Annotated in this window: 20 protein-coding genes and 1 pseudogene; 13 read left to right on the top strand and 8 right to left on the bottom strand. The window is 69.9% G+C overall.

Features of this window, described 5'->3' with window-relative positions; genetic code table 11:
• Positions 1-158 precede the first annotated feature (158 nt).
• Entirely contained in the window at positions 159-1,289 is a 1,131-nt protein-coding gene (locus AB0F43_RS00290; protein ID WP_360468592.1) for a DNA repair exonuclease, read from the top strand.
• A complete protein-coding gene (locus AB0F43_RS00285; protein ID WP_360468590.1) occupies positions 1,286-4,042 on the top strand; it encodes an AAA family ATPase in 2,757 nt (918 codons plus the stop codon). The genes AB0F43_RS00290 and AB0F43_RS00285 overlap by 4 nt, the downstream gene beginning before the upstream one ends.
• Here the strand turns inward: AB0F43_RS00285 and fdhD are convergent.
• Both fdhD and AB0F43_RS00275 read right to left on the bottom strand, forming a co-directional pair.
• The gene (fdhD, locus tag AB0F43_RS00280) at positions 4,026-4,859 is read right to left on the bottom strand and encodes a formate dehydrogenase accessory sulfurtransferase FdhD (RefSeq protein WP_360468588.1); all 834 of its coding nucleotides are present in this window, start codon (positions 4,857-4,859) and stop codon (positions 4,026-4,028) included. The two genes, AB0F43_RS00285 and fdhD, sit on opposite strands and share 17 nt — an antisense overlap.
• A gap of 83 nt (positions 4,860-4,942) precedes the next feature.
• Complete coding sequence (locus tag AB0F43_RS00275; RefSeq protein ID WP_360468586.1) at positions 4,943-6,112, bottom strand: aminoglycoside phosphotransferase; 1,170 nt, start codon at positions 6,110-6,112, stop codon at positions 4,943-4,945.
• A gap of 136 nt (positions 6,113-6,248) precedes the next feature.
• Between AB0F43_RS00275 and AB0F43_RS00270 the strand changes: the two genes are divergently transcribed.
• Entirely contained in the window at positions 6,249-6,854 is a 606-nt protein-coding gene (locus tag AB0F43_RS00270; RefSeq protein WP_360468584.1) for a trimeric intracellular cation channel family protein, read from the top strand.
• On the opposite strand, the gene AB0F43_RS00265 is transcribed toward AB0F43_RS00270, so the two are convergent.
• Complete coding sequence (locus AB0F43_RS00265) at positions 6,837-7,565, bottom strand: MerR family transcriptional regulator (protein ID WP_360468582.1); 729 nt, start codon at positions 7,563-7,565, stop codon at positions 6,837-6,839. The genes AB0F43_RS00270 and AB0F43_RS00265 overlap by 18 nt on opposite strands.
• Before the next feature lie 39 nt (positions 7,566-7,604).
• Positions 7,605-8,780, bottom strand: coding sequence for an MFS transporter (locus AB0F43_RS00260; protein WP_360468580.1), 1,176 nt, complete (start codon positions 8,778-8,780; stop codon positions 7,605-7,607).
• A gap of 175 nt (positions 8,781-8,955) precedes the next feature.
• Between AB0F43_RS00260 and AB0F43_RS00255 the strand changes: the two genes are divergently transcribed.
• From AB0F43_RS00255 to AB0F43_RS00245, 3 genes are all read left to right on the top strand, one after another.
• A complete protein-coding gene (locus AB0F43_RS00255) occupies positions 8,956-10,029 on the top strand; it encodes a ferrochelatase (RefSeq protein WP_360468578.1) in 1,074 nt (357 codons plus the stop codon).
• A gap of 76 nt (positions 10,030-10,105) precedes the next feature.
• Positions 10,106-10,906: an inositol monophosphatase family protein gene (locus AB0F43_RS00250; protein WP_360468576.1), complete on the top strand. Its 801-nt coding sequence runs from the start codon at positions 10,106-10,108 to the stop codon at positions 10,904-10,906.
• Between the two features lie 285 nt (positions 10,907-11,191).
• Positions 11,192-11,491, top strand: coding sequence for a DUF4193 domain-containing protein (locus AB0F43_RS00245; RefSeq protein WP_130379292.1), 300 nt, complete (start codon positions 11,192-11,194; stop codon positions 11,489-11,491).
• A gap of 307 nt (positions 11,492-11,798) precedes the next feature.
• On the opposite strand, the gene AB0F43_RS00240 is transcribed toward AB0F43_RS00245, so the two are convergent.
• Both AB0F43_RS00240 and AB0F43_RS00235 read right to left on the bottom strand, forming a co-directional pair.
• A complete protein-coding gene (locus AB0F43_RS00240) occupies positions 11,799-12,125 on the bottom strand; it encodes a DUF4235 domain-containing protein (RefSeq protein ID WP_360468574.1) in 327 nt (108 codons plus the stop codon).
• Between the two features lie 28 nt (positions 12,126-12,153).
• Positions 12,154-12,609: a DUF3093 domain-containing protein gene (locus AB0F43_RS00235; RefSeq protein WP_360468572.1), complete on the bottom strand. Its 456-nt coding sequence runs from the start codon at positions 12,607-12,609 to the stop codon at positions 12,154-12,156.
• A 51-nt stretch (positions 12,610-12,660) separates the two neighbouring features.
• On the opposite strand from AB0F43_RS00235, the gene dut reads away from it, so the two are divergent.
• The 4 genes from dut (at position 12,661) to AB0F43_RS00215 (ending at position 15,080) form a co-directional block, all read left to right on the top strand.
• Positions 12,661-13,113, top strand: a complete 453-nt coding sequence (gene dut, locus AB0F43_RS00230) for a dUTP diphosphatase (protein WP_360468570.1) — start codon at positions 12,661-12,663, stop codon at positions 13,111-13,113.
• A gap of 80 nt (positions 13,114-13,193) precedes the next feature.
• Positions 13,194-13,847 carry a DUF3710 domain-containing protein gene (locus AB0F43_RS00225; RefSeq protein WP_360468568.1) on the top strand — a complete coding sequence of 218 codons (654 nt, stop codon included), beginning with the start codon at positions 13,194-13,196 and terminating at the stop codon, positions 13,845-13,847.
• A gap of 17 nt (positions 13,848-13,864) precedes the next feature.
• Positions 13,865-14,254 (top strand): OB-fold nucleic acid binding domain-containing protein, encoded by a 390-nt coding sequence (locus AB0F43_RS00220; protein ID WP_360468566.1) that lies wholly within the window; start codon positions 13,865-13,867, stop codon positions 14,252-14,254.
• A complete protein-coding gene (locus tag AB0F43_RS00215; RefSeq protein ID WP_360468564.1) occupies positions 14,247-15,080 on the top strand; it encodes a DUF3159 domain-containing protein in 834 nt (277 codons plus the stop codon). The genes AB0F43_RS00220 and AB0F43_RS00215 overlap by 8 nt, the downstream gene beginning before the upstream one ends.
• A 35-nt stretch (positions 15,081-15,115) precedes the next feature.
• Here AB0F43_RS00215 and AB0F43_RS00210 read toward each other — a convergent pair whose 3' ends face one another.
• Together AB0F43_RS00210 and AB0F43_RS00205 are read right to left on the bottom strand one after the other, a co-directional pair.
• Positions 15,116-15,790 (bottom strand): TrkA family potassium uptake protein, encoded by a 675-nt coding sequence (locus tag AB0F43_RS00210; protein ID WP_360468562.1) that lies wholly within the window; start codon positions 15,788-15,790, stop codon positions 15,116-15,118.
• Positions 15,790-16,452, bottom strand: coding sequence for a TrkA family potassium uptake protein (locus AB0F43_RS00205; RefSeq protein WP_360468560.1), 663 nt, complete (start codon positions 16,450-16,452; stop codon positions 15,790-15,792). Before AB0F43_RS00205 ends, AB0F43_RS00210 begins: the two co-directional genes overlap by 1 nt.
• A 148-nt stretch (positions 16,453-16,600) precedes the next feature.
• Here AB0F43_RS00205 and AB0F43_RS00200 point away from each other — a divergent pair, with 148 nt between their 5' ends.
• From AB0F43_RS00200 to AB0F43_RS00190, 3 genes and pseudogenes are all read left to right on the top strand, one after another.
• Positions 16,601-18,631: an APC family permease gene (locus AB0F43_RS00200; RefSeq protein ID WP_360468558.1), complete on the top strand. Its 2,031-nt coding sequence runs from the start codon at positions 16,601-16,603 to the stop codon at positions 18,629-18,631.
• On the top strand, positions 18,628-19,797 hold the full coding sequence (locus AB0F43_RS00195) for a class I SAM-dependent RNA methyltransferase (RefSeq protein ID WP_360468557.1): 1,170 nt from the start codon (positions 18,628-18,630) through the stop codon (positions 19,795-19,797). Before AB0F43_RS00200 ends, AB0F43_RS00195 begins: the two co-directional genes overlap by 4 nt.
• A 64-nt stretch (positions 19,798-19,861) precedes the next feature.
• A pseudogene (locus AB0F43_RS00190) lies at positions 19,862-22,112 on the top strand (hypothetical protein); the annotation flags it as partial.

Below are 22,112 nucleotides of genomic sequence, written 5' to 3'. Positions count from 1 at the left end.
ACCCCACCTTGAGAAGCCACCAACCACTTTGGGGCCGGAAAAGTGGTTGGGGGGTTCTCAAGGTGGGGAATGAGGGCGTCCGGAGTGTGGGCGGTGTGTCGGTTGGGGTGTGTTGGGTTGGGCGGTTGTCGGTGGGTCGGGTTAGCGTTCTCAGCGCGATGGAAGAGTCGATCACGTTTCTGCACAGTTCGGACTGGCAGCTGGGGATGATGCGCCGGTTCCTGGGGCCGGACGGTCAGGCCCGGTGGGGTCAGGCCCGGCTGGATGCTGTCGCGCGGATCGGTGACGTCGCAACCAGCACCGGAGCGGCCTTCGTGGTCGTCACCGGCGACGTGTTCGAGCACAACCAGGTCGAGCGGCAGACCATCTTGCGTGCTTGTGAAGCGCTCAAGCGGATCCCGGTCCCGGTCGTCCTGCTCCCCGGCAACCACGACGCGCTGGAGCCCGGTTCGCTGTGGACGTCGGCGCAGTGGCAGGCGCACGCGCCCGAGCACGTGACCGTCCTGACCGATACGAAGCCGCTGGAGATCCTGCCCGGTGTCGAGATCGTCGGCGCGCCCTGGCGTTCGCGCCGCCCGCTGTCGGACCCGGCGGCTCCCGGGTACGCCGAGCTGAAGCCTGCCCCGGCCGGTACGACGAGGATCCTGCTCGCGCATGGTCAGCTGACCAGTCTCAGTGGCGGCATGTCCGACGTACCGACCATCGACCAGGCCGCGCTGGAGGCGGCCGTGGCCGACGGGCGGCTGCACTACGTGGGCCTGGGTGACCGGCACTCGACCACCCAGGTGACCGAGCGGATCTGGTTCTCCGGGACGCAGGAGGTGACGACTCCGGAGGAGACCGATCCGGGCAACGTGCTCAAGGTGACGATCGGCGCCGGCGACCTCGCGGTCGAGCCGGTGCGGGTCGGCGCGTGGCACATGGTCGACCACCGGGTCGAGCTCTTCGACGAGGAGTCGCTGCACGCGCTCGAGGACTGGTTCGCGGAGCTTCCGGACAAGGAACGGACCTACGTGCGGCTGGCTGGTGACGGTTCGCTGCCGTTGCCGCTGTACAGCCGGCTGGACATGCTGATCGACGCCCAGGGCGAGGTGTTCGCGAGTGTCGAGCGGTGGGCGAAGTTCTGGACCGTCCGGCCGGCACCGGATGCGGCCGACCTGGACGCGTTGCAGCTGAGCGGGCCGGCCCGGGCGGCGATGGAGGAGTTGCGGCAGGCGCTGGCCGCCGGTGACGAGGGCGCCGGCGCGGCGCTGTCGTTGATGCACAGACTGGCCCGGGACGCGGGATGAGGTTGCACAGTCTGACGCTGCGGAACTTCCGCGGCGTCGCGGACCGTACCGTTCAGCTGCCCGCACTCGGCACCACCGTGGTGGTCGGCGACAACGAGGTCGGCAAGTCCAGCCTGGTCGAGGCGTTCGCCCTGATCTTCGACCTGCCGGACGACTCGAAGTCGACCCGGATCCGCGACATCCAGCCGGTCGGCCAGGACGTCGGTCCCGAGGTGACGGTCGAGCTCACCCTCGGCGGGCGCGAGCTGACCTACACCAAGCGCTGGCTGAAGAACCGCTCCACCGAGCTCGCCATCGTCGACGCGGACGGCCGGCGTAAGTCCTGGACCGGACGCGAGGCGCACAACGAGGCCGAGCGGCTGTTCCACGACCATGTCGACCCGGTGTTGTGGCAGACCTTGATGGTCAGCCAGGGGCAATCGTTGGTGCTGCCGACACCGGCCGATGCCGAGCCGTTGATCACCGCGGTGACAGCGGAGTCCGGTACGCCGGTCGACGGGGCGTCGATGCCACTCGTGACAGCTGTCGAGCACGAGTACCTGCGTTACTGGACCCGCGGCGGCCGGCCGACCGGCGACTTCGCGAAGTCCGAGAAGGCGGTCGCCGCCGCCGAGCTGAGCGCGGCCCAGGCGGTCAGGGCGATGGAGGAGGTCCAGCAGGACATCCGGCGCGCCGAGCGGCTGGCCCTCGACCTCGAGGACGTCACCAGTCGGCTGAACGATCACCTCACGACCGTCGAGGAGCTGCGCGAACGCAAGAAGGCGACCGACGAGATCCTGCTCCGCCGTGACTCAGTGCGGCACCGGGCCGAGACGGCCCGCGCCCGGTTGGAGAACCACACCCGGACCCGGGTCGAGCGGGAACGGCTGCTCGACGAGGTCGAACGGTTCACCAGGATCGAGGCCGAGCTGGCCGCACGGCGTACCGACGCCGAGACGGTGGCCAAGACGGCGGCCGAGACCGTGCACGCGGCCGAGGCGGCGCTGGCCGAAGTGGTCGAGCTCAAGGACGCCCGCCGTACCGACGTCCAGGAAGCGGAACGCCGCGTCTCGGAGTTGATGGATCGCGCCGAGCTGGACCGGCTGCTGGGCCAGCAGGCCGAGTTGGTCGACGTGCGGGCCCGGATCGCCGCGGCCGGCACGATCCTGGACCGGATCAAGGTGGACGACGCGATGGTTGCCGCGCTGGAGGACGCGCACGCGGCGGTCGTCGAGACCCGCGCCGCGCTGGCAGCCGGCGTGCCGGAGGTGTCCGTACGGCGCTTGGGCGCCGAGCCGGTCGAGTTGTCCGGGACCGGGCTGGATGCGGCTGCTGGTGCGGTGCCGGCCGAACTGGGCTTCGACGAATCGGCCGAGGTGCTCGTCTCCGGTGAGCTGGTGGTCGGCGTACCAGGGCTGGTCGAGGTGACCGTCCGGGCCGGTGGGGAAGCGGCGACGCTGCGGTCGCGGGTGGACGACGCGGTCCGGCGGGAGAAGGACCTGCTGAAGAAGGCGGGGGTGAAGGACGTCGCGGCGGCGCGGGAGCTGCTGCGGAAGGCGGCCACGGCGTCGGCCGAGCTGCACGAGGCGCGGCGGACCGAGCGTTCGCTGACGGCCGGTGGGGATCCGGGGGAGCGGATCGCGGTGCTGACCGCCCGACTCGGGACGGACGAACCCGAGGAGAGTTCCGACAAGCAGCCGGCGGTCGAAGGTGTGCCGGGGCAGATGTCGTTGTTCGAGGAGTTCGCTTCGCCGCTCGACACGCTGTTCGAGGGCTTCGAGCTACCGGCGGCTGAGCCCGGTGACCTCGCCGGTGCGCAGCGCGCGCTGGAGGAGGCCCGCGCCGGGCTGGCCGAGGTGGAGCGGTTGCTGGGCGACGCTGAGTTCGCGGCGGCGCAGGCCCGGAAGGCGGCGGACGAGGATCGGTCCGAGGCACAGAACGCGCGGGCCCGATCGGAGATCGCGGCCGAGCGGGTCGCTGCGGCTGTCGAGGCGCTGGAGGCGGCACGCGCGGTCCTCGACGACGAGGCGGTGGCAGCGGCTGAGGGGGAGGCGACGACTGAGGTCGAGGCGGTGCTCGAGGAGCTGACCGCCGTACAGGAGCAGGTCGATGCGGCCGGAGCCGATCAGGTCGCCGGTGAGCTGGCCGACGCGCTGGCCGTTGCCGGGCGGCTTCAGGCTGAGCGGGACACCTTGCGCGACGCGTTGCGGACGACCGAGGGCCGGCTGGAGCAGTCGGGGCGGGACGGGTTGGCGACTCGGCGCGATGTGGCCGAGCTGGAGTTGGCCGCCGTACGTTCGGAGCACGAGAGCCTGCGGCGCCGGGCTGAGGCGGCCCGGCGGGTGTTCGAGACCCTGAGCCGGCATCGGGCCGAGGCGCAGACGAAGTACTCCGAGCCACTGCAGAGCCGGATCGAATCACTCGGGCGGAGCGTGTACGGGCCGTCGTTCCGGGTGTGGCTGGACGACGACCTCGCGGTGTCGGAGCGCGAGCTGGATGGTGTGCGGCTGCCGGTCGAGGCCCTGTCGACGGGTGCGCAGGAGCAGCTGGCGATCATCACGCGGCTCGCGATCAGCCATCTGGTCAGCACGGGCGAGGGCAGTGTGCCGGTCATCTTCGACGACGCGCTCGGCTGGTCCGACAAGGCTCGGCTGCGCGACATGGGCGCACTCCTCGGCCGGGCCGGCGACCACGGCCAGATCATCATCCTGACCTGCATGCCGGACCGCTACGAGTACGTCCCGCGCGCAACGTTCATCAAACTGGACGGGTGATCCGTTCCGGCGCGCTGTACACGACGCAGCGGTCGCCTCGGGTGAACCCGGCGATCGTGACGTTGAAGCGACGGGCCAGCTCGACGGCCAGGCTGGACGGAGCTCCGACCGCGACGATCATGCCGATCCCGGCGGCGACCGCTTTCTGGACGATCTCGTAGCCGGCGCGCCCGCTGACCGTGAGGACCAGGCCTGTGCGGCTGTGGTTGTTGAGGACTGTCCACCCGACCACCTTGTCGACCGCGTTGTGCCGGCCGACGTCCTCCTTCACCACGACCTTCCGGCCGTCGGCGGTGAACAGGCCGGCCGCGTGCAGCCCGCCCGTCCGGCTGAACATCGGCTGGCCTTCCCGCAGCAGGTCCGGCAGGCGTCGTACGACGTCGACCGGCACCTCGACCGGGTCGACGGGGGCGTAGTCGCGCTCGGCCAGTTCGTCGAGGCTTTGCTGGCCGCAGACACCGCAGGCCGCCGACGTCACGCCGTACCGCTGCGGAGGCTCCCGGTCCGGCGGGCCGTCGAACGTGACGGTGACGGTGTTGAACTGCTGCTCCCGGGTCAGCTTCACATCGGTGCAGTAGGCAACGGTCTTGATCGCGTCCGGCCGGGTCGCGAACCCTTCACCGAGACAGAACCCGGCCGCCAGCTCGAAGTCCGAACCGGGCGTCCGCATCGTCACCACCAGCGGCTCGGGCGGACGGCCGGGCCACTCCAGCCGCAGCTCGAGCGGTTCCTCGGTGACGACGACGTCCTCCCGCCGCGACGTCCGCTCGCCGTCCAGCACCTCGACCTTGAACCTCGTGGCCGGCCCTTTACTCATCGACGTCCTCGCTTCGCTCCGGGCGCCGATGAGGCACTGGCAGGCTGTGTCGGATGATGAACTCGCTTCGCTCGTTCATGTGTCTAAGGTAGCCAGTTGCGTCGTACCGCGAGCCAGTCGAGGAAGGTCCAGGCGTAGAACCGCTGGTGCTCACGGACGGCCTGCGTACAACCGAGCGGAGGTGGCGCGTCGGTGTTCTTCATCATGTACGCCGCCACCACCGCGACGAAGCAGTCGAGATGGTCACCCGGTACGCCGGCCGTCAGCGGGCTGCGCCGGATCGCGGCGGCCGTGTCGATGCCGTGGTGCTGCGCCACCGGCAGTAACCCCACCCAGTCCATCCACCGCGGCCCCAGGGCCAGCCAGTTCCAGTCGACAGTCCAGCAGACGCTCTCGGTGTCGATCAGGAGGTTGTCCGGTCGCAGATCACCGTGCGTCGCCGTACTCCCGGCGAACGCCTCGGGCGCGAGCTGCACGAGGTCGGCCAGCTCGGGCAGGATCCGCGGGACCCATGGCTGCAGTCCAGTAGGGAGCGGCAGGTCGCCGGCGTTGATCAGACCCGGAATGTCCAGTGGCGACGGATCACCACCGGCGATATCACTGAAGAACGTCTCCAGCCCGGACAACGGACTCGGGTCCATCACTTCCGCGATCCGTTCGCAGGTCGCGGTCACGAGTTCGAAGTCCACCGCCGTCCACGGGTTCCCGGGCATCCGCCCGTCAACCCACTCCGACACCACCGCGAACCATCGCTGCCCGCCTTCGGCGGGCGGAGGAGAAGGAGTGATGGGACGGGGATCGCCATCGGTCGGGGGAGCCGGAGTGATGGGACGGGGATCGCCATCGGGCGGGGGAGCCGGATCGGTGCGACCATCCGGCGCCTCGCCGCCGGGTCGGGCGCCACGCGGCTCGGCATCACCCGACGTTCCTTCTTCGTCGACTGCGTGAGCAGTCGCCAGGATGGCGGGGATGCGGAGCTCCGGTGGGAGCTGGGGGACTACCTCCGCCTCGCGTTGGTAGGCGCTGTAGGGGTGCAGGGTGTCGTCAGCGGCCTTGATGAAGACTCGGCGGCCGTCGGCCAGCCGGACCGGGCCTGCGAAGCCGCCAGTGAAGCCTGAGCCGACCGGCGGACCGGGCTCGGCGACTTCGCTGCCTAGGGCAACGGCCAGGTTCTCGCGGAGTGTTTGGGGGAGGGTGTTCCCGTCCGGGCGCAGGGAGGTTGCGGTGTAGTCGACGTCCGGCGCTTTGCTCATCCGCGTCCTCGCTTCGCTCCGGGCGCGGACGAGGCACGAGCCGGCCTGTGCTTGATGACGACCTCGCTGCGCTCGGTCATGTCCACAGACGATAGAGCGCGGCGGGGCGGTGCCGCCTGTGGTTTACCGTGCGGCTGTGGCTCTGCATGTGCTCGATCTGGTCGGGATCTTCGTGTTCGGCATCACCGGCGCGCTGGTCGGCGTACGGAAGAAGCTCGATGTGTTCGGCATCCTGGTGCTGGCGCTGGTGACCGGGCTCGGTGGCGGCTTCATCCGGGATGTACTGATCGGTGCGACCCCGCCGGCCGCGTTGGAGGACTGGCGCTACCTTGTCGTCCCGGTCGCGGCCGGGCTGATCACGTTCTTCCTGCATCCCGGTATCGGCCGGCTCGAGCGGCTGGTGAACATCTTCGACGCGGCCGGCCTCGCGTTGTTCTGTGTGATCGGGGCGCGGAAAGCGATCGAGTACGGCCTGTCACCGCTCTCGGCCGCCCTGCTCGGGACCATCTCCGGTATCGGCGGCGGCGTGATCCGCGACATCCTCAGCGGCCGCGTCCCCGTAGTCCTGCGGTCCGAGATCTACGCCACCCCGGCCTTCCTCGGCGCCGGCATCGTGGTGGTCGCGGCGGCACTCGAGTACGACGCCGTGTGGGTGCCGATCTCCGGCGCGATCACCTGTTTCGTCATCCGCCTGCTGGCGATCCGCCGCGGCTGGAACGCGCCGCTACCCCGCAACCCGTGACGGCGCGGCCCAACCGTTCACAACTGCTAGCAACTCCAGATACCGCTCCCATCGGCGATCAGCTTCGGTACGCCGGAGCTCGATCAACCGGCCCTGCACCTCGGGATCGTGCTGGAGCGGCGCCGCCGCCATGATCACGCGGTAGCCGGCGGCCATCCGCCGTACCGCGGACCGGAAGGTGTCGTCCTGGACCAGTGACGCGAGCTCCAGCCAGGCTTCGACCTGCCGGGGTTCGGCGTCGTCGGGGAGCACGGGGGTCAGGTTCTGCCGGATCGCGGCGCAGTCCGGATCGTCGCCGAGCGTCGAGGTCAGGAAGTCCGCGATCAAGGTACGGCGTTCCTGCGCGGACCGGGCGGTCAGTTCGTGCATACGTTCGCGCTCCTCCGGGGTCGAGTGACGATGGGCGACCACCGACAGCACCGCGTGCTGCAGCCGCAGCGTCCGGATCTGTACGGCGACGGCCTCGGCGTGTGCCGTGAGTACGTCGGCGAGCGTCCGCTCCCGCTCGAGCACCGCGCGCACCTGCGCCAGCTCGATGCCCAGACTCCGCAACGTCCGGATCAGCTCCAGCCGCGCCGCCGCGCCGGCGTCGTACCGGCGGTGGCCGGCGGCAGTACGACGCGGCTCCAGCAGCCCGAGGTCGGAGTAGTACCGCACCGTCTTCACGCTCAACCCGGCCCGCCGGGCCAGCTCGCCGATCGAGTGGTCCATGCCCACACCCTCACATCTCCCGCCAGAGGAGCTGCAAGCCTAGTTATGCGCGAAGCGGGTCTTGGGCCGGGCGAAGGTGATGGAGACGGCGGCGATCAGGGCACAGGCGATGCCGAAGGAGAAGGGCACCCAGTAGGCGTCGGACGGGCCCCACAGGTCGACAGCATGCCCGGCCGCGGCGTTGCCGGGCGCGACGCCGAGCAGGATCCCGGTGACCGTCCAAGTGATCGCCTCCGTGAGCCGCTGCGGCGGTACCCACTCTTCGACGCAGGCCGTCACCGCGACCATGGTCGGCGCGATTGTCATACCGCAGCCGAACAGGACCACACCGAGCATCCAGACGCTGTCGACCCAGGGGAGTGGGGCCAGCGTGACGGCAAGCAGGATCGTGCCGATCAGGAGTCGGCGCTCGACCGGCACACGCCAGTGCACTGAGCCGTACCAGAGACCGGCGAGCAGGCTGCCGAACGCCCAAACGGCCAGTACGACGCCGGCCAGACCGGCCTGGCCCTTCTCGGTGGTGAACGCGACCGTGATGACCTCGGTACCACCGAGTGTCGCACCGAGACCGAGTCCGATCAGGCTGAGCAGCAGGATCGAGACCCTGGGGAGTGGTGCCTGCTCGGTCCCGTCCGACTTGCCTCGGCCCGGCGGATCGGACGCGCGCAGCAGTGCGAGCCAGATGCCACCGACCAGGCCGAGTACGCCCGCTGCGACCAGAGCGGCATACGGGCTGACCTGAGTGGCGAGCATCGTGACCAGGACGGGCCCGACGATGAAGACGACCTCGTCGCCGACCGCCTCGAGGGCGAACGCGGTCTGCAACGCCCGGCCGCGGCCGAGCAGGTGCGTCCAGCGAGCGCGGACGAACGAGCCCACCTGCGGACGGGTGCCACCGGCAACAAACGACAGCGCGTAGAGCGCCCAGGTGGCCGAGTCGGCTCGTACGGCGACCAGCAGCGCGGCCAGCGCGATCGTGCAGGCGACGGAACCGATGATCAGCAGCGTGCGCTGCCCGAACCGGTCCACCAGGCGGCCCTGGATCGGGCCGGTCAGCGCACCCGCGACGACCGCGACGCCCGACACCGCACCGGCCAGACCGTAGGAGCCGCTCTCCTGCGCGATCAGGATGACGATACCGAGCCCGATCATCGAGATCGGCATACGTCCGAGGATCCCGGCGGCGCAGAACGCACTGGCACCGGGACGGCGCATGAGATGAACGTAGGGCTTGAGCATGGGGACCGGGAACACCCTAACCGCTGGGCGCGGACCGCCACGCCATCACAAGCGCGGGTGTGCTCTGCCCCTCGCGCTCAGCCGGGCCGCGCGGGGGCGATTGTGATGGCCTGGCGGTCCGCGCCCTGGACCGAACTGAGAAACTTGGAGCATGCCAGTGGATGCTTCGCCGTACGACGCGGTGCTGTTGCTGTCCTTCGGGGGGCCCGAGAAGCCGGCCGACGTGTTGCCGTTCTTGCAGAACGTGACGCGGGGGCGGGGGATCCCGGACGAGCGGTTGAAGGAGGTCGGCGAGCACTACTACGCGTTCGGCGGCCGGAGCCCGATCAACGACCAGAACCGCGCGCTGCTCCAGGCCTTGCGGGAGTCGTTCGACGAGATCGGCCTGGACCTGCCGATCTACTGGGGCAACCGGAACTGGGCGCCGTACCTGACCGACACGATGCGGCAGATGGCCGATGACGGGATCCGCCGGGCGGTGGTGATCGTGACCGCGGCGTACCCGTCGTACTCGGGCTGCCGGCAGTACCGGGAGAACCTCGAGGACGCCGCCCGGCAGGTCCCGGACGCGCCCCGGGTCGACAAGCTCCGGCACTACGCGAACCACCCCGGTTTCGTCGGCTCGTTCGTCGAGTCGACCGCGAAGGCGCTCGGTGAGCTGCCCGAGGGCTCGGCGATCGCCTACGTGACACACTCCATCCCGACCGCGATGAACGCGACCAGCGGGCCGGACGGCAACGGGTACGTCGACTGGCACCTGGACGTGGCGGCGGAGATCAGCGCCGAGCTCGAGCGGCGGACCGGCCAGGCGCGACGCACCGATCTCGTCTACTGCTCCCGGTCGGGCCCGCCGCACGTGCCGTGGCTCGAGCCGGACGTGAACGACCATCTGGAGGCCCTCGCGGCGGACGGCGTACCGGGTGTGGCCGTCGTACCCATCGGGTTCGTCAGCGACCACATGGAGGTCATCTACGACCTCGACACCGAGGCCGAGCAGACGGCCGAGAAGCTGCGGCTGCCGATGGCCCGGGCCGCGACGCCCGGCACCGACCAGCGGTTCGTCACCATGCTGCGCGACCTGGTCGTCGAACGGGCCGCGGCCGAGCGTGGCGAGGAGCCGGCCCGGCCGTGTGCCGGCAGGCTCGGCCCAGCCTGGGACGACTGCCGCCACGACTGTTGCCCACCCCTGCGTCGCCCGACTCAACCAGCGAAGGAAGCCGTATGACCGAGCGAACCGAGTTCATCATCAGGCACAGTGCGCTCCGTGTCTCATGCGCGCCCGGAGCGAAGCGAGGACGTGGATGAGCACTGAAAGCCCCCAGGACCTGCTGAAGCTGGCTGTGGAGGTGGCGGAGGAGGCGGCGCGGCTGATCGTCGAACGCCGCCGCGGCACGATCACCGTCGCCGACACCAAGAGCACCGTCACCGACGTGGTCACCGCGGTCGACCGGGAGTCCGAGGAGCTGATCCGGGCCCGGATCCTGCAGGCCCGGCCGGACGACTCGTTCCTCGGCGAGGAGGGTGACGACGTGGTCGGCACCAGCGGGGTCCGCTGGGTCGTCGACCCGATCGACGGCACCGTGAACTACCTGTACGACATCCCGACGTACGCCGTCTCGATCGCGGTGGAGTACGACGGCCGGACGGTGGCCGGTGTGGTCGTCGACGCGCCCAAGGGCGAGGTGTTCACCGCGACGCTGGGTGGCGGTGCGTTCCTGGACGGCAAGCCGATCCAGGTGTCGGGGTGCACCGAGCTGAGCACCGCCCTGGTCGGCACCGGGTTCGGGTACGACCCGGCGCGCCGGCAGGTGCAGGCCGAGGTGATCCAGCAACTGATCACCAAGGTCCGCGACATCCGGCGGATCGGGGTCGGCGCGATCGATCTGTGTTACGTCGCGTGCGGCCGGCTGGACGCGGTGTTCGAACGCGGACTGAATCCGTGGGACTACGGCGCGGGCGCGCTGATCGCGTCCGAGGCCGGCGCGGCTGTCGGCGGGCTGAACGGGGCCGCGGTGTCGCCGGAGATGTCGATCGCGGCCAGTCCGGCGTTGTTCGAGCCGCTCCACGACCTGCTGGCGGCGACAGACCCCTTGCGCGCGTAAGTGTTGCTGAGTGCGCGTTCGTGCGCAATATCGCGCACTCATGAGCATTCTGATGTTCGGTCCTGACATTTGTGGCGACACGCGGGTCGCTAGGTGGACCCTGACGCGCGCGTAGGGCCCTTCATAGGGCACAATCCCGTCCTCGGGAGCGGTTGTTGCCGGTCCCGGCCTGGCTGTCAAGGGTTTCGGGGGACGAAAGATTCCAACGCGGAATTTCTCGGCCGCTCCACCCGTTCAAGGGCTCAGCAGGCAACACCACGGGTACGAAGAGGGCAGGGAAACACCATGGCGACTGATTACGACGCCCCGCGCAAGACGGACGAAGACGCTTCCGAAGAGTCGATCGAGGAACTGAAGACTCGCCGTCACGACAAGAACTCCGGCAAGGTCGACGAGGATGAGGCCGAGGCCGCCGAGAGCTTCGAGCTGCCCGGTGCCGACCTGAGCCACGAAGAGCTGGCGGTGCGGGTGCTCCCGCGGCAGGCCGACGAGTTCACCTGTTCGAGCTGCTTCCTGGTTCACCACCGCAGCCAGCTCGCTGAGACGAAGAACGGGCAGCTGATCTGCCGCGACTGCGCAGCCTGACACCAGCGCCCTACTTCGGCTTTATGACGAGCGGGACCGTCCCCAGCCCTGGGGACGGTCCCGCTCGTCTTGCCATGCCCCCTGGGCGGTCAGTCGCGCTCGTCATGCCCTGCCCCGAAGGGGCGGTCGCGCTCGTCTTTTCTTCCCCACAGGGGGCGGTCGGTCGCGCTCGTCATGCCATGCCCCGCTGGGGCGGTCGGTCGCGCTCGTCTTGCCATGCCCCTGGGCGGTCAGTCCAGCTCGTTCTTGACCAGGCCCCTCCCACTACCTCCCCGCCGAGCGGCGCGAGGCGGGCTTTGGTCTTTCTTCAGTCGTTCTTCTTGACCAGGCTGGTGTCCGTGCCCTTGACCAGGCGCCTGGTGGCGTCCTGCTCGTAGCCCGGCGGCGCGTGACCGGTCGACTTCAGGTAGTACGCCGCCGCGCGCTTCTCGGCGAACAGCTTCGCCGCGGCCGCCGCCGCGCCGCTCGCGACCGCCCAGCTGACGACCTCGGCGTAACTGCCCTGGCCGTCCTTCGGCGGTTTCCCGCCCGAACCGACCTTCCAGGCCGTGCTGACCGCCTTGTTCGCGACCAGGCCCACGGCCAGCGTGAACGCGGTCAGCACCAGCTTCCAGCCGATCTTCGCTCCGAACACAGCAGCCTCCTAACGCAAATCCCGACAGTCAGGATCTTGCCACGCTGTGCCCCGTCAGGGCTGCTGCCAACCGGTCCGGGCGCCGCGTGGCGATCACCCAGTACGGCGCCGGGTCGCGCGGATCGGTGATTTCGACCCGGACCGCCCCCCGCGCGTAGCTGCGCAGCAGCAGGTACGCCTTCGGATCGCAGTCCCGCCCGAACGCGTGCCGCGCGTCGTCCCCGGTCAGCGCCTCGACCTTGCCGAGGTGAACCCGCTCGATCACAGCCCGTCCGGCTCGCAGCCGCTCCGCGTCCACCTCGACCCGCGCGGCGCCGTACTGGAGGAAGAAGAGGACCAGCAGGAGTGCGGCGGTGCCACCGGCAAGGACGCCGGCGAAGCCGCCCACCGGTACGTAGGTGATCACGAACAGGGTGACAACCAAGGCGGTGGCGATGATCCACCAAGACACCGGCACGCTCAGGCGTTCGCGATAGGTACCCACAGGGCCAGCCTGGCACGTGACCCGTCCGGGCGCGTCGATAGGGTCCTCCCCGTGACCGAGGTTCTGATCCAGCGACTCGACCCCGACTTGCCTGTCCCGTCGTACGCGCACCCCGGCGACGCCGGCGCTGATCTGGTCGCGGCGAGCGACATCACCCTGAAGCCCGGCGAGCGCGGCCTGGTCGGCACCGGGATCGCGATCGCCCTGCCGGACGGGTACGCCGCGTTCGTGCACCCGCGCTCCGGGCTCGCCGCCAAGCACGGTGTGTCGATCGTCAACGCACCGGGCACCGTGGACGCCGGGTACCGCGGCGAGATCAAGGTCTGCCTGATCAATCTGGACCCGCACGCCGAGGTCACCCTGCGCCGTGGCGACCGGATCGCGCAGCTGGTGATCCAGCGGGTGGAGAAGGCGCGGTTCGTCGAGGTTGCCACGTTGCCGGGGTCGGCCCGCGGCGACGGGGGGTACGGCTCGACCGGCGGCTTCGGCCATGTGACACGCTGATCAGGTGCGTGGCGTTGACCTGACGGATACGCGAGACTACGGCGGCTGTACGAATCGAGAATCAGGAAGTAGGCAAGGCTGTGATCTTCCGCCGCAAGGCCAAGAACGAGGACTCCGAGACCACCGCCGACCTGGTGGCCGACGAGGAAGCGACCCCGGAACCTCGCGCGGAGGGGCCGTTCGACTCGACTGAGGTCGACCCCGCGCTCCTCGAGGAGGAGGACCGGATCGACCTTGGCGCACTCGTGATCAAAGGCCAGTCGGGCATGGAGCTGCGGCTGCAGGTCGACGAGCAGTCCGGCCAGGTGCAGGCGATCCTGCTGGTGCTGGAGGACTCCGCGCTCGAGCTGCGCGCGTTCGCGGCGCCGAAGACGGCTGGCATCTGGTCCGAAGTACGCCGGGAGATTGCCGCCGAGGCGAGCCGGATGGGCGGGACCGCGACCGAGACCGAGGGCCCGTTCGGAACCGAGCTGGTGCTGGTCGTGCCGGTCGAGGACCCCGACGGCCAGATCTTCAGCCAGACCTCCCGGGTGATCGGTGTGGACGGCCCGCGCTGGCTGCTCCGGGCCACCGTGCTCGGCCGGGCCGCCGTCGAGCCGGACGCGACGCCGCCGATGGAGGAGACGCTGCGCAGCACGATCGTGGTCCGTGGCGCCGAGCCGATGGCGGTGCGCGAGTCGCTGCCGCTGCGGCTGCCGCCGGGCGCTCAACCGGCGCCCGAGCCCGAGGCTTGACGGACTACACTCGAATCATGGGTAGCGACAAACCCGCTGGGCTATGGCGGCGCGCGTTCCGCGGCCTGGCCGGCGATCGCGAGCAGCAGGACGCCGAAGTCCTCCAGGACTTCGCGCAGGACTGTGGTGCGCGGTCGATCACCGGCTGCCACGACCGGGAGCTGGTCACCCTGTTCGGCACGCTGCGCACCATCACGTTCAGCCCGCGCGGCGGCGTACCTGCCTTGGAGGGTGAGTTGTACGACGGAACCGGTACGGTCAAGCTGATCTGGCTCGGCCGGCGCCAGATCGCCGGGATCCACCCCGGGTCGGAGCTGATCGCCTCCGGGCGGATCGGTGTCGTCGACGGCGACCGGGTGATGTTCAACCCGCGGTACGAGCTGCGTCCGCAGGCCGCGCATGGCTGAGCCGCGCCGCGACCAGGTCGACGACGACCAGGTCGACGACGACCAGCAGGCCGAGACCGGCCCGCGCCGGAAACTGGACGAACATCTCGACGAGCACCTCGTCGAGATGCTGCGTCCGGAGGTGGAAGCCGCCGAGGCGGAGCTGACCAGCGACGAGGAGAAGAAGAAGTCGCCGTCCAGCGACAAGGACTTCTTCCACGCGCTCGGCGGTTGGGGTGCGCTGCTCGACATCGGCCTGCCCTGGATCGCGTTCCTGATCGTCTACGCGGCCACCGACCACAATCTGCGGCTGGCGCTGATGGTGGCGATCGGGGGCGCCGCGGCGATCGCCCTGCTGCGCCTGATCCGCCGGCAGCCGCTGCGCAACGTCTTCGGCGGTTTCGTCGGCGTCCTGATCTCCGCCTGGGTCGCGAACCGCACCGGGAACGCCAAGGACTTCTACGTCCCGGGCCTGCTGACCAACCTGGGCTACGGCACGCTCTACCTGATCACCGTGCTCATCCGCTGGCCGCTGTTCGGCGTCCTGTACGGCGTGATCACGCAGACCGGCACCGCCTGGCGGCGGGACCCAGCCATGCTGAGAGGTTTCTCGCGGGCCACGATGGTGTTCGTCGGCCTGTTCGCGATCCGCCTGATCGTGCAGGTGCCGCTGTACTTCACCGGCAGCCTGAACGCGCTCGGCATCGCGAAGATCGGCCTGGGACTCCCGTTCTACGCCCTCGCGCTCTGGCTTGCGTACGCCGTACTGCGCGGATCACTGCCACCGGACAAATGGGACGAGGCCCGCGACCACGTCACGCACCTGCTCCGCGGGAACAAGAAGTAAGAAGAGCCCGTGCCATCAGGCCCGGGCTCTGCACTTCACTGCGCTTTGCGGTGGTGGGGGGAGAGCATGTCCTCGAGTTGTTCCTCGGTCTCGTCCGCCGCGACGAAGAGGAGCTCGTCGTTCAGCTCCAGGGTGCCTTCCGGGTCCGGGCGCAGTACGCGGCCCTCGCGCAGGATGACGACCAAGGCGGTGTCGAGCGGCCAGTCGACGTCGCCGACCCGCTGACCGATCATCGGGGAGTCCTCGGGCAGAGTCAGCTCGACCAGGTTCGCGTCGCCCTGGCGGAAGGTGAACAGCCGGACCAGGTCGCCGACCGAGACGGCCTCCTCGACCAGGGCGGACATGATCCGCGGGGTGGACACCGAGACGTCCACACCCCAGGCCTCGTTGAACATCCACTCGTTCCGCGGATGGTTGACCCGGGCAACGGTCCGGGGAACGCCGAACTCGGTCTTGGCGAGCAGCGAGACGACCAGGTTGGTCTTGTCGTCACCGGTGCTGGCGATCGCCACCTGGCAACGCTGCAGCGCGGCCTCCTCCAGCGAGGACAGCTCGCAGGCGTCCGCGAGCAGCCACTCGGCCCGCGGCACCGACTCGGCCTTGATCGCCCGGGGATCCTTGTCGATCAGCAGCACCTCGTGGCCGTTCTCAAGCAGTTCGGCGGCGATCGAGCGGCCGACGTTACCGGCGCCGGCGATGGCTACCCGCATCACAGCTCCTCAGGCTCGGTGCCGAGTTGGGACTCGATCGCGACGACGTCCCGTTCCAGCATCACCACGTGGACAAGGTCACCCTCCTGGATGACCGTGTCGGCCTTGGGCAGCAGCCCCTCGCCGAGCCGGGTCAGGAACGCGACCCGGGCGCCGGTGGCCTTCTCGATGTCGAACGCGGGCCGGCCGACCCAGCCGGAGTGCACGTGCACCTCAGCCAGCCGGACCGTGCCGGACGGGTCGCGCCACTCCGGCTCGGAACCCTCCGGCAGCAGCCGGCGCATCATCTGGTCGACGGTCCAGCGCACCGTGCCGACAGTCGGGATGCCGAGCCGCTGGTACACCTCGGCGCGGCCCGGGTCGTAGATGCGGGCGACCACGTTGCTGACCCCGAAGTTCTCCCGGGCCACCCGGGCGGCCAGGATGTTGGAGTTGTCGCCGTTCGAGACGGCGGCGAACGCCTCGGCCGCTTCGATCCCGGCCTCGATCAGGATCTCCCGGTCGAAGCCCATGCCGGTGATGGTCCGGCCGGTGAAGTTGGGGCTCAGCCGGCGGAACGAGTCGCCCGCCTGGTCGATGATCGCGACGGTGTGGCCGCGCTTCTCCAGGGTCCGCGCGAGCGTCGACCCGACACGGCCGCAGCCCATGATGACGACGTGCACTCGGTTTCACTCCTTGCCCCGGCCTCGGGGCCACTGGCATCGGTTCGGCAGGGATAGACGCTACACCGCACCGGGGCTCCCGCCGACATCACCGGACCCGGGCTCCCTCTAGCATCACCAGACCTGGCCTCCCTCTAACATCACCGGTGTGACTCCCGCTCTCGGCGATATCGGCAAACGGCTGCTGCTCGGGCGCAAGCTGCGCAGCACCCAGCTCGGTGAGACGCTGCTGCCCAAGCGCATCGCTCTGCCGGTCTTCGCCAGCGACGCCCTGTCATCGGTCGCCTACGCGCCCGACGAGATCTTCCTGACCCTGTCGCTGGCCGGCCTGACCGCGCTGACGATCTCGTGGAAGGTCGCCATCGTCGTCGCACTGGTGATGCTCGTGGTGGTGGCGTCGTACCGGCAGAACGTGCACGCCTACCCGTCGGGCGGCGGCGACTACGAAGTGGCGAACGTGAACCTCGGGCCGACGGCCGGCCTGACCGTGGCCAGCGCGCTCCTGGTCGACTATGTGCTGACCGTGGCGGTGTCGATCTCGTCAGCCGCTCAGTACGCCGCCTCGGCGATCCCGGCGCTGGAAGGTCACCAGGTCACCGCCGCGGTGATCGCGGTGCTGTTCCTGACCACGATGAACCTGCGCGGTATCCGCGAATCCGGCGCGGCGTTCGCCGTACCGACGTACATCTTCATGGTCACCATCCTCGGGATGGCCGCCTTCGGTTTCGGCCGGTTGGTGTTCGGGACCCTGCCGAGCGCCGAGACGGCGTCCTTCGACCTCGTCGCCGAGGACCCGTTCGTCCAGGGGGCCGGCGGCCTGGCGATGGGGTTCCTGGTCCTGCGGGCCTTCTCGTCCGGGTGTGCGGCGCTGACCGGTGTCGAGGCGATCAGCAACGGTGTGCCGGCGTTCAAGAAGCCGAAGAGCAAGAACGCGGCGACCACCTTGCTGCTGCTCGGCGGTATCTCGATCGCGATGATGATCAGCGTCGTGGCGCTGGCCAACGTGATGAAGGTGCGGTTCGCGGAGGACCCGGCGACCCAGTTGCAGCAGAACGGCGTACCGCTCGGGCCGGGCTACCACCAGGACCCGGTCATCGGTCAGCTGGCGAAGGGGATCTTCGACCACTTCTCGCCTGGTTTCTACCTGGTCGCCGCGGCCACCGGCGTGATCCTGGTGCTGGCCGCGAACACCGCGTTCAACGGCTTCCCGGTGCTCGGCTCGATCCTGGCCCGGGACGGGTACCTGCCGCGGCAGCTGCACACCCGGGGCGACCGGCTCGCGTTCAGCAACGGCATCATCCTCCTGGCCGGGTTCGCGATCTTCCTGATCGTCGCCTTCGACGCCGAGGTGACCCGGCTGATCCAGCTCTACATCGTCGGCGTGTTCGTCTCGTTCACGATCAGCCAGATCGGCATGGTCCGGCACTGGACCCGGCTGCTGAAGACCGAGACCGACGGGGCCAGGCGGCGGCAGATGTACCGGTCCCGGATCATCAACACGATCGGCCTGACCATGACCGGCGTCGTGCTGGTGATCGTGCTGATCACGAAGTTCACCCACGGCGCCTACATCGCGATCATCGCGATGGCGGTGCTCTTCTTGATGATGAAAGGCATCCGGCGGCACTACCAGGCGGTCGCCAAGCAGATGGCGGTCGAGGGCGACGAGCATCTGACGCTGCCGTCGCGGGTGCACTCGATCGTGTTGGTGTCGAAGCTGCACAAGCCGACCCTGCGGGCGCTCGCCTTTGCCAAGGCGGCCCGGCCGTACACGCTCGAGGCGGTGACGGTCGACGTCGACCGGGAGGAATCGGAGGCGCTGCAGGCCGAGTGGGATCGCCGGGAGATCCCCGTTCCGCTGAAGCGGCTGGCCTCGCCGTACCGGGAGATCACCCGGCCGATCCTGCAGTACGTCCGGGACATCCGGCGGCAGTCGCCGCGGGACGTGGTGATGGTCTACATCCCCGAGTACGTCGTCGGCCACTGGTGGGAGCACATCCTGCACAACCAGAGCGCCCTGCGGCTCAAGGGGCGCCTCTTGTTCACACCTGGTGTCATGGTTACGTCGGTTCCTTACCAGCTGATCTCATCGCAGGTGGCCGAGGAACGGCAGGACCGGGAGGAACGGGTGGCAGGCCAGGTACGGCGTGGAGCCCGCAAGGCGTCAGGAGATCGGTGACAGACGAGAACATCGTCGGGACGGTAGTCGAGCTCGAAGTAGGGCCGGTAGCACACGGGGGACACTGCGTGGCCCGGTACGAAGGGCAGGTCGTCTTCGTCCGGCACGCGTTGCCGGGTGAGCTCGTGCACGCCCGCATCACCGAGCAGAACGCGAAGTACCTGCGGGCCGACGCCGTACAGGTCCTCACGCCGTCACCGCAGCGGATCGATCCGCCCTGCCCGTACGCCGGGCCGGGGTTGTGCGGAGGCTGTGACTTCCAGCACGCCAACATCGTGGAGCAGCGGCGGCTGAAGGCCACCGTGGTGTCGGACACGCTGCGGCGCATCGGCGGGATCGAGCGCACCGTGGTGATGGAGTCGCCTGGGGACGACGGCCTCGGCTGGCGGACCCGGATGCGGTACGCCGTGGTGGACGGGCGGCCCGGGATGTACGCGCACCGGTCGCACAACCTGATCCAGATCGACAAGTGCCTGATCGCGCACCCGGACAGTCCGGACGTGCTGGGACAGCGGTGGCCTGATGTCACGTCGGTGCAGGCTGTGGTGTCGTCTGAGGGCAAGACCGCCGTACTGACTGACGAGGCACCCGGTGGGCGTGTGGTGGAGGTCGTGCGGGGTCGGCGATTCCGGGTGGAGGCCGATGGATTCTGGCAGGTGCACCCTGCCGCGCCCGAGACGCTGGTGGACGCCGTCCTGAGTGGACTGGAGCCGGCGGCGGGGGAGACGGCGCTCGACCTCTACTCGGGTGTCGGGCTGTTCGCCGCGTTCCTGGCTGAGGCCGGGTGCCCGGTGCTGGCGATCGAGGGCGACAAGGATGCGGTCCGGAACGCGCGGCGAAACCTGCACGACCTGCCCGACGTGACGCTGGAGACGGGTGACGTCGACCGCGTGCTGAACACTGCGGTCGGGCAGGGCCTGGAGCACGTGGACCTGGTCGTCCTGGACCCACCGCGGACCGGTGCGGGGAAGGACGTCGTACGCCGGATCGCGGCGCTGACGCCTCGGCGAGTGGCTTATGTGGCGTGTGACCCGGCGGCGCTGGCGCGGGACCTGAAGTCCTTTGCGGGCCTCGGGTACGGCATCGCGTCGCTGCGGGCCTTCGACCTCTTCGGCATGACCCACCACATCGAATGCGTCGCCATCCTGGAGCCTGTGGACAGCTGAGTGGTCAGTGTCCGGGGGCTCGGGTAGCGTTCTGGCCCTGGATTCCAATGCTCTGGAGACCCTGATGCCGCTCGTTGACCTGGACGACCCGGAGGAGTTGCGTGCCCGCTGGGTCGCGCTCGCCGCGGTCGCGCATGCCACCGGGTTCGACCGGCGCTGGTACGCCGACGAGACGGGGTACCACCATCAGGACGAGACTGCGTCGTTCCTGCGGATGGCCCGGCTCGACGGCGGGCGGGCGGTGCTGTTCGGGTTCCACACCCAGCACAGCCGGACCGCCGGGGCCGACCTGCTGGCGGGGTCGCCGGACTGGATCGGGCAGCCGGAGGTGCGGCGGCTGATCTCCTCGGGCGAGCTGGGCTTCGTGTACGGCGCGTTCAACGGCACCTGGGCGCGGGCGTCGTACCCGGGAGATCCGTGGCAGCCGCTCGACGACGGGTTCGCGCCGATCGGCCAGTGGATCACGTCGGACGAGGAAGCCGCCGGCGAGATGATCGAGTGGGTCGCCGAGTGGTGCGACTACCTCGGCGGGCTGGACGAGCTGTTGCCGTTCGGCGTGCAACTGATCCGGACGGCCGGGCAGTCCGGGATCACGGCCGAGGCGCTGGGGGAGTTCTTCGACCGGTTCGGGATCGATCCGCGCTCGCCGGTGCAGCCGGATCTGCCGGCCGGCGTGGCCGCGGCGGCGGACTTCAACCTTGCAATCGGCGAACAGTTGGCAGACGACCCTGACACAGCCGAGGTCTCGGTCGTTGAAGATCTCGTGATTGGAGCACCCGAGGGCCCGGAGGACGAGGAGTCGTACGTCGTTCCGCCCGGTATCAGCCCGTTCACCGGGCAGCCGATCGACGAGTCGGTCACCGTCGCGCCGGAGCCGCACTACGAACAGACGCCGTACCGGCCGGCTCGGCCTGTCCAGGACGAGTACGGCGTCGTGGAGAAGAAGCAGGGCTGGCTGCGGCGACGCAAGCAGGATGACGGGTCCGCTCCGCCTGCTCCCTCGTCTGCTGCCGGGGCGTCCGCTCCGGTCGGCTTCCAGGGTGGCGGGCCGGCGCCGGGCACCTATCTGCCCGAGGGCGAGATCGGAGTGGGCCTCCCGTACGGCTCGCTGCCGTCCTCGGAGCCGCCCCGCGTCGGCGGTGGGGTGCACGACGGCGAGGACTTCTACGCGAGCCTGTTCGCCGACGCTCCGGCCGCGGCGGCGTACCAACAGGACCCTCCCGCCGACGAGCAGGACTGGGAGACCGCCGAACAACCGGCCTGGTCCGACCGGGACGCCACGAGCGAATACAACCCCTTCGCCGACGACACCGCACCCGCGCAACCGGACCGCGAATGGGTAGGCGGTGCCTGGATCAACGGCGAATGGGTCGAAAACCCCACCATCCCGACCTCCAACCAAGCGCCCACCACACGCGGCCCGGCACCGGCGGCCACCCCTCCCGCCGCCGCAGCCACCCTTCCCACGCCGACGTCGGCCACCAGCCCTTCCGCGCCTGCGTCGGAGATCAGCGTTCCCGCGCCCGCAGCCACCTTTCCCGCGCCTGCGTCGGACGCCAGCCTCCCCGCGCCCGCAGCCACCCCTCCCGCGCACGCCTCACCTCCGACCGCCGACGACGACGCGCCGACGGCGGAAATCGCCGCCGTCGTAGAACCCGACCCCACTGACGAAGAAGACGAACCAGCCTCCTTCACCGGCCCGTCCCCCTTCGCCCCCGCCGCGGCCACCGAGCCATCCAACCTCGACGCGCCCCCCGAGCCGTCCGAGCTACCTGCTCACCCCGCCAACCCGGCGAGCACCCCCGCAACCTCCACCGACCACCTCGACGCCCCTGCCACCCCCGTCGACCCAGGTCCCCAGCTCCGCCAGATCGGCGACTTCGCCAACCCAGCCGATCGGCTCGGCGCCCCGGCCGCCCGCCTCGACACACGTCCTGACGACGCCAACCCACCTGCTAACCCCGCGCGCACCCCGGCAACCCCCACCGACCGTCTCGACGAGCCAGCCAACCCCCTCGGCCCAGGTCCACACCCCGGTCAGCCGGCTGCCCAGTTCGGCGAGGCGGCCAACCGACTCGACGACCGTGCCGCCCCCCTCGACACACGTCCTGACGTCGCCGACCCCACCCAGCCGACCGCCAGCTCCGAGGAGCACCCGGCTCGCCCGGACCAGCCTGCCGCTCGCCTGGACGAGCCTGCCGGTCGGCTCGACGAGCCTGTCGCTCGCCTGGACGAGCCTGCCGGTCGGCTCGACGAGCCTGTCGCTCGCCTGGACGAGCCTGCCGGTCGGCTCGACGAGCCTGTCGCTCGCCTGG

The sequence above is a fragment of the Kribbella sp. NPDC023972 genome (assembly GCF_040639075.1).
In the GTDB taxonomy this organism is placed as follows: Bacteria; Actinomycetota; Actinomycetes; order Propionibacteriales; family Kribbellaceae; genus Kribbella.
The sequence above is the reverse complement of the archived record's forward strand: the minus strand, read 5'-3'. Positions and strand labels throughout refer to the sequence as shown.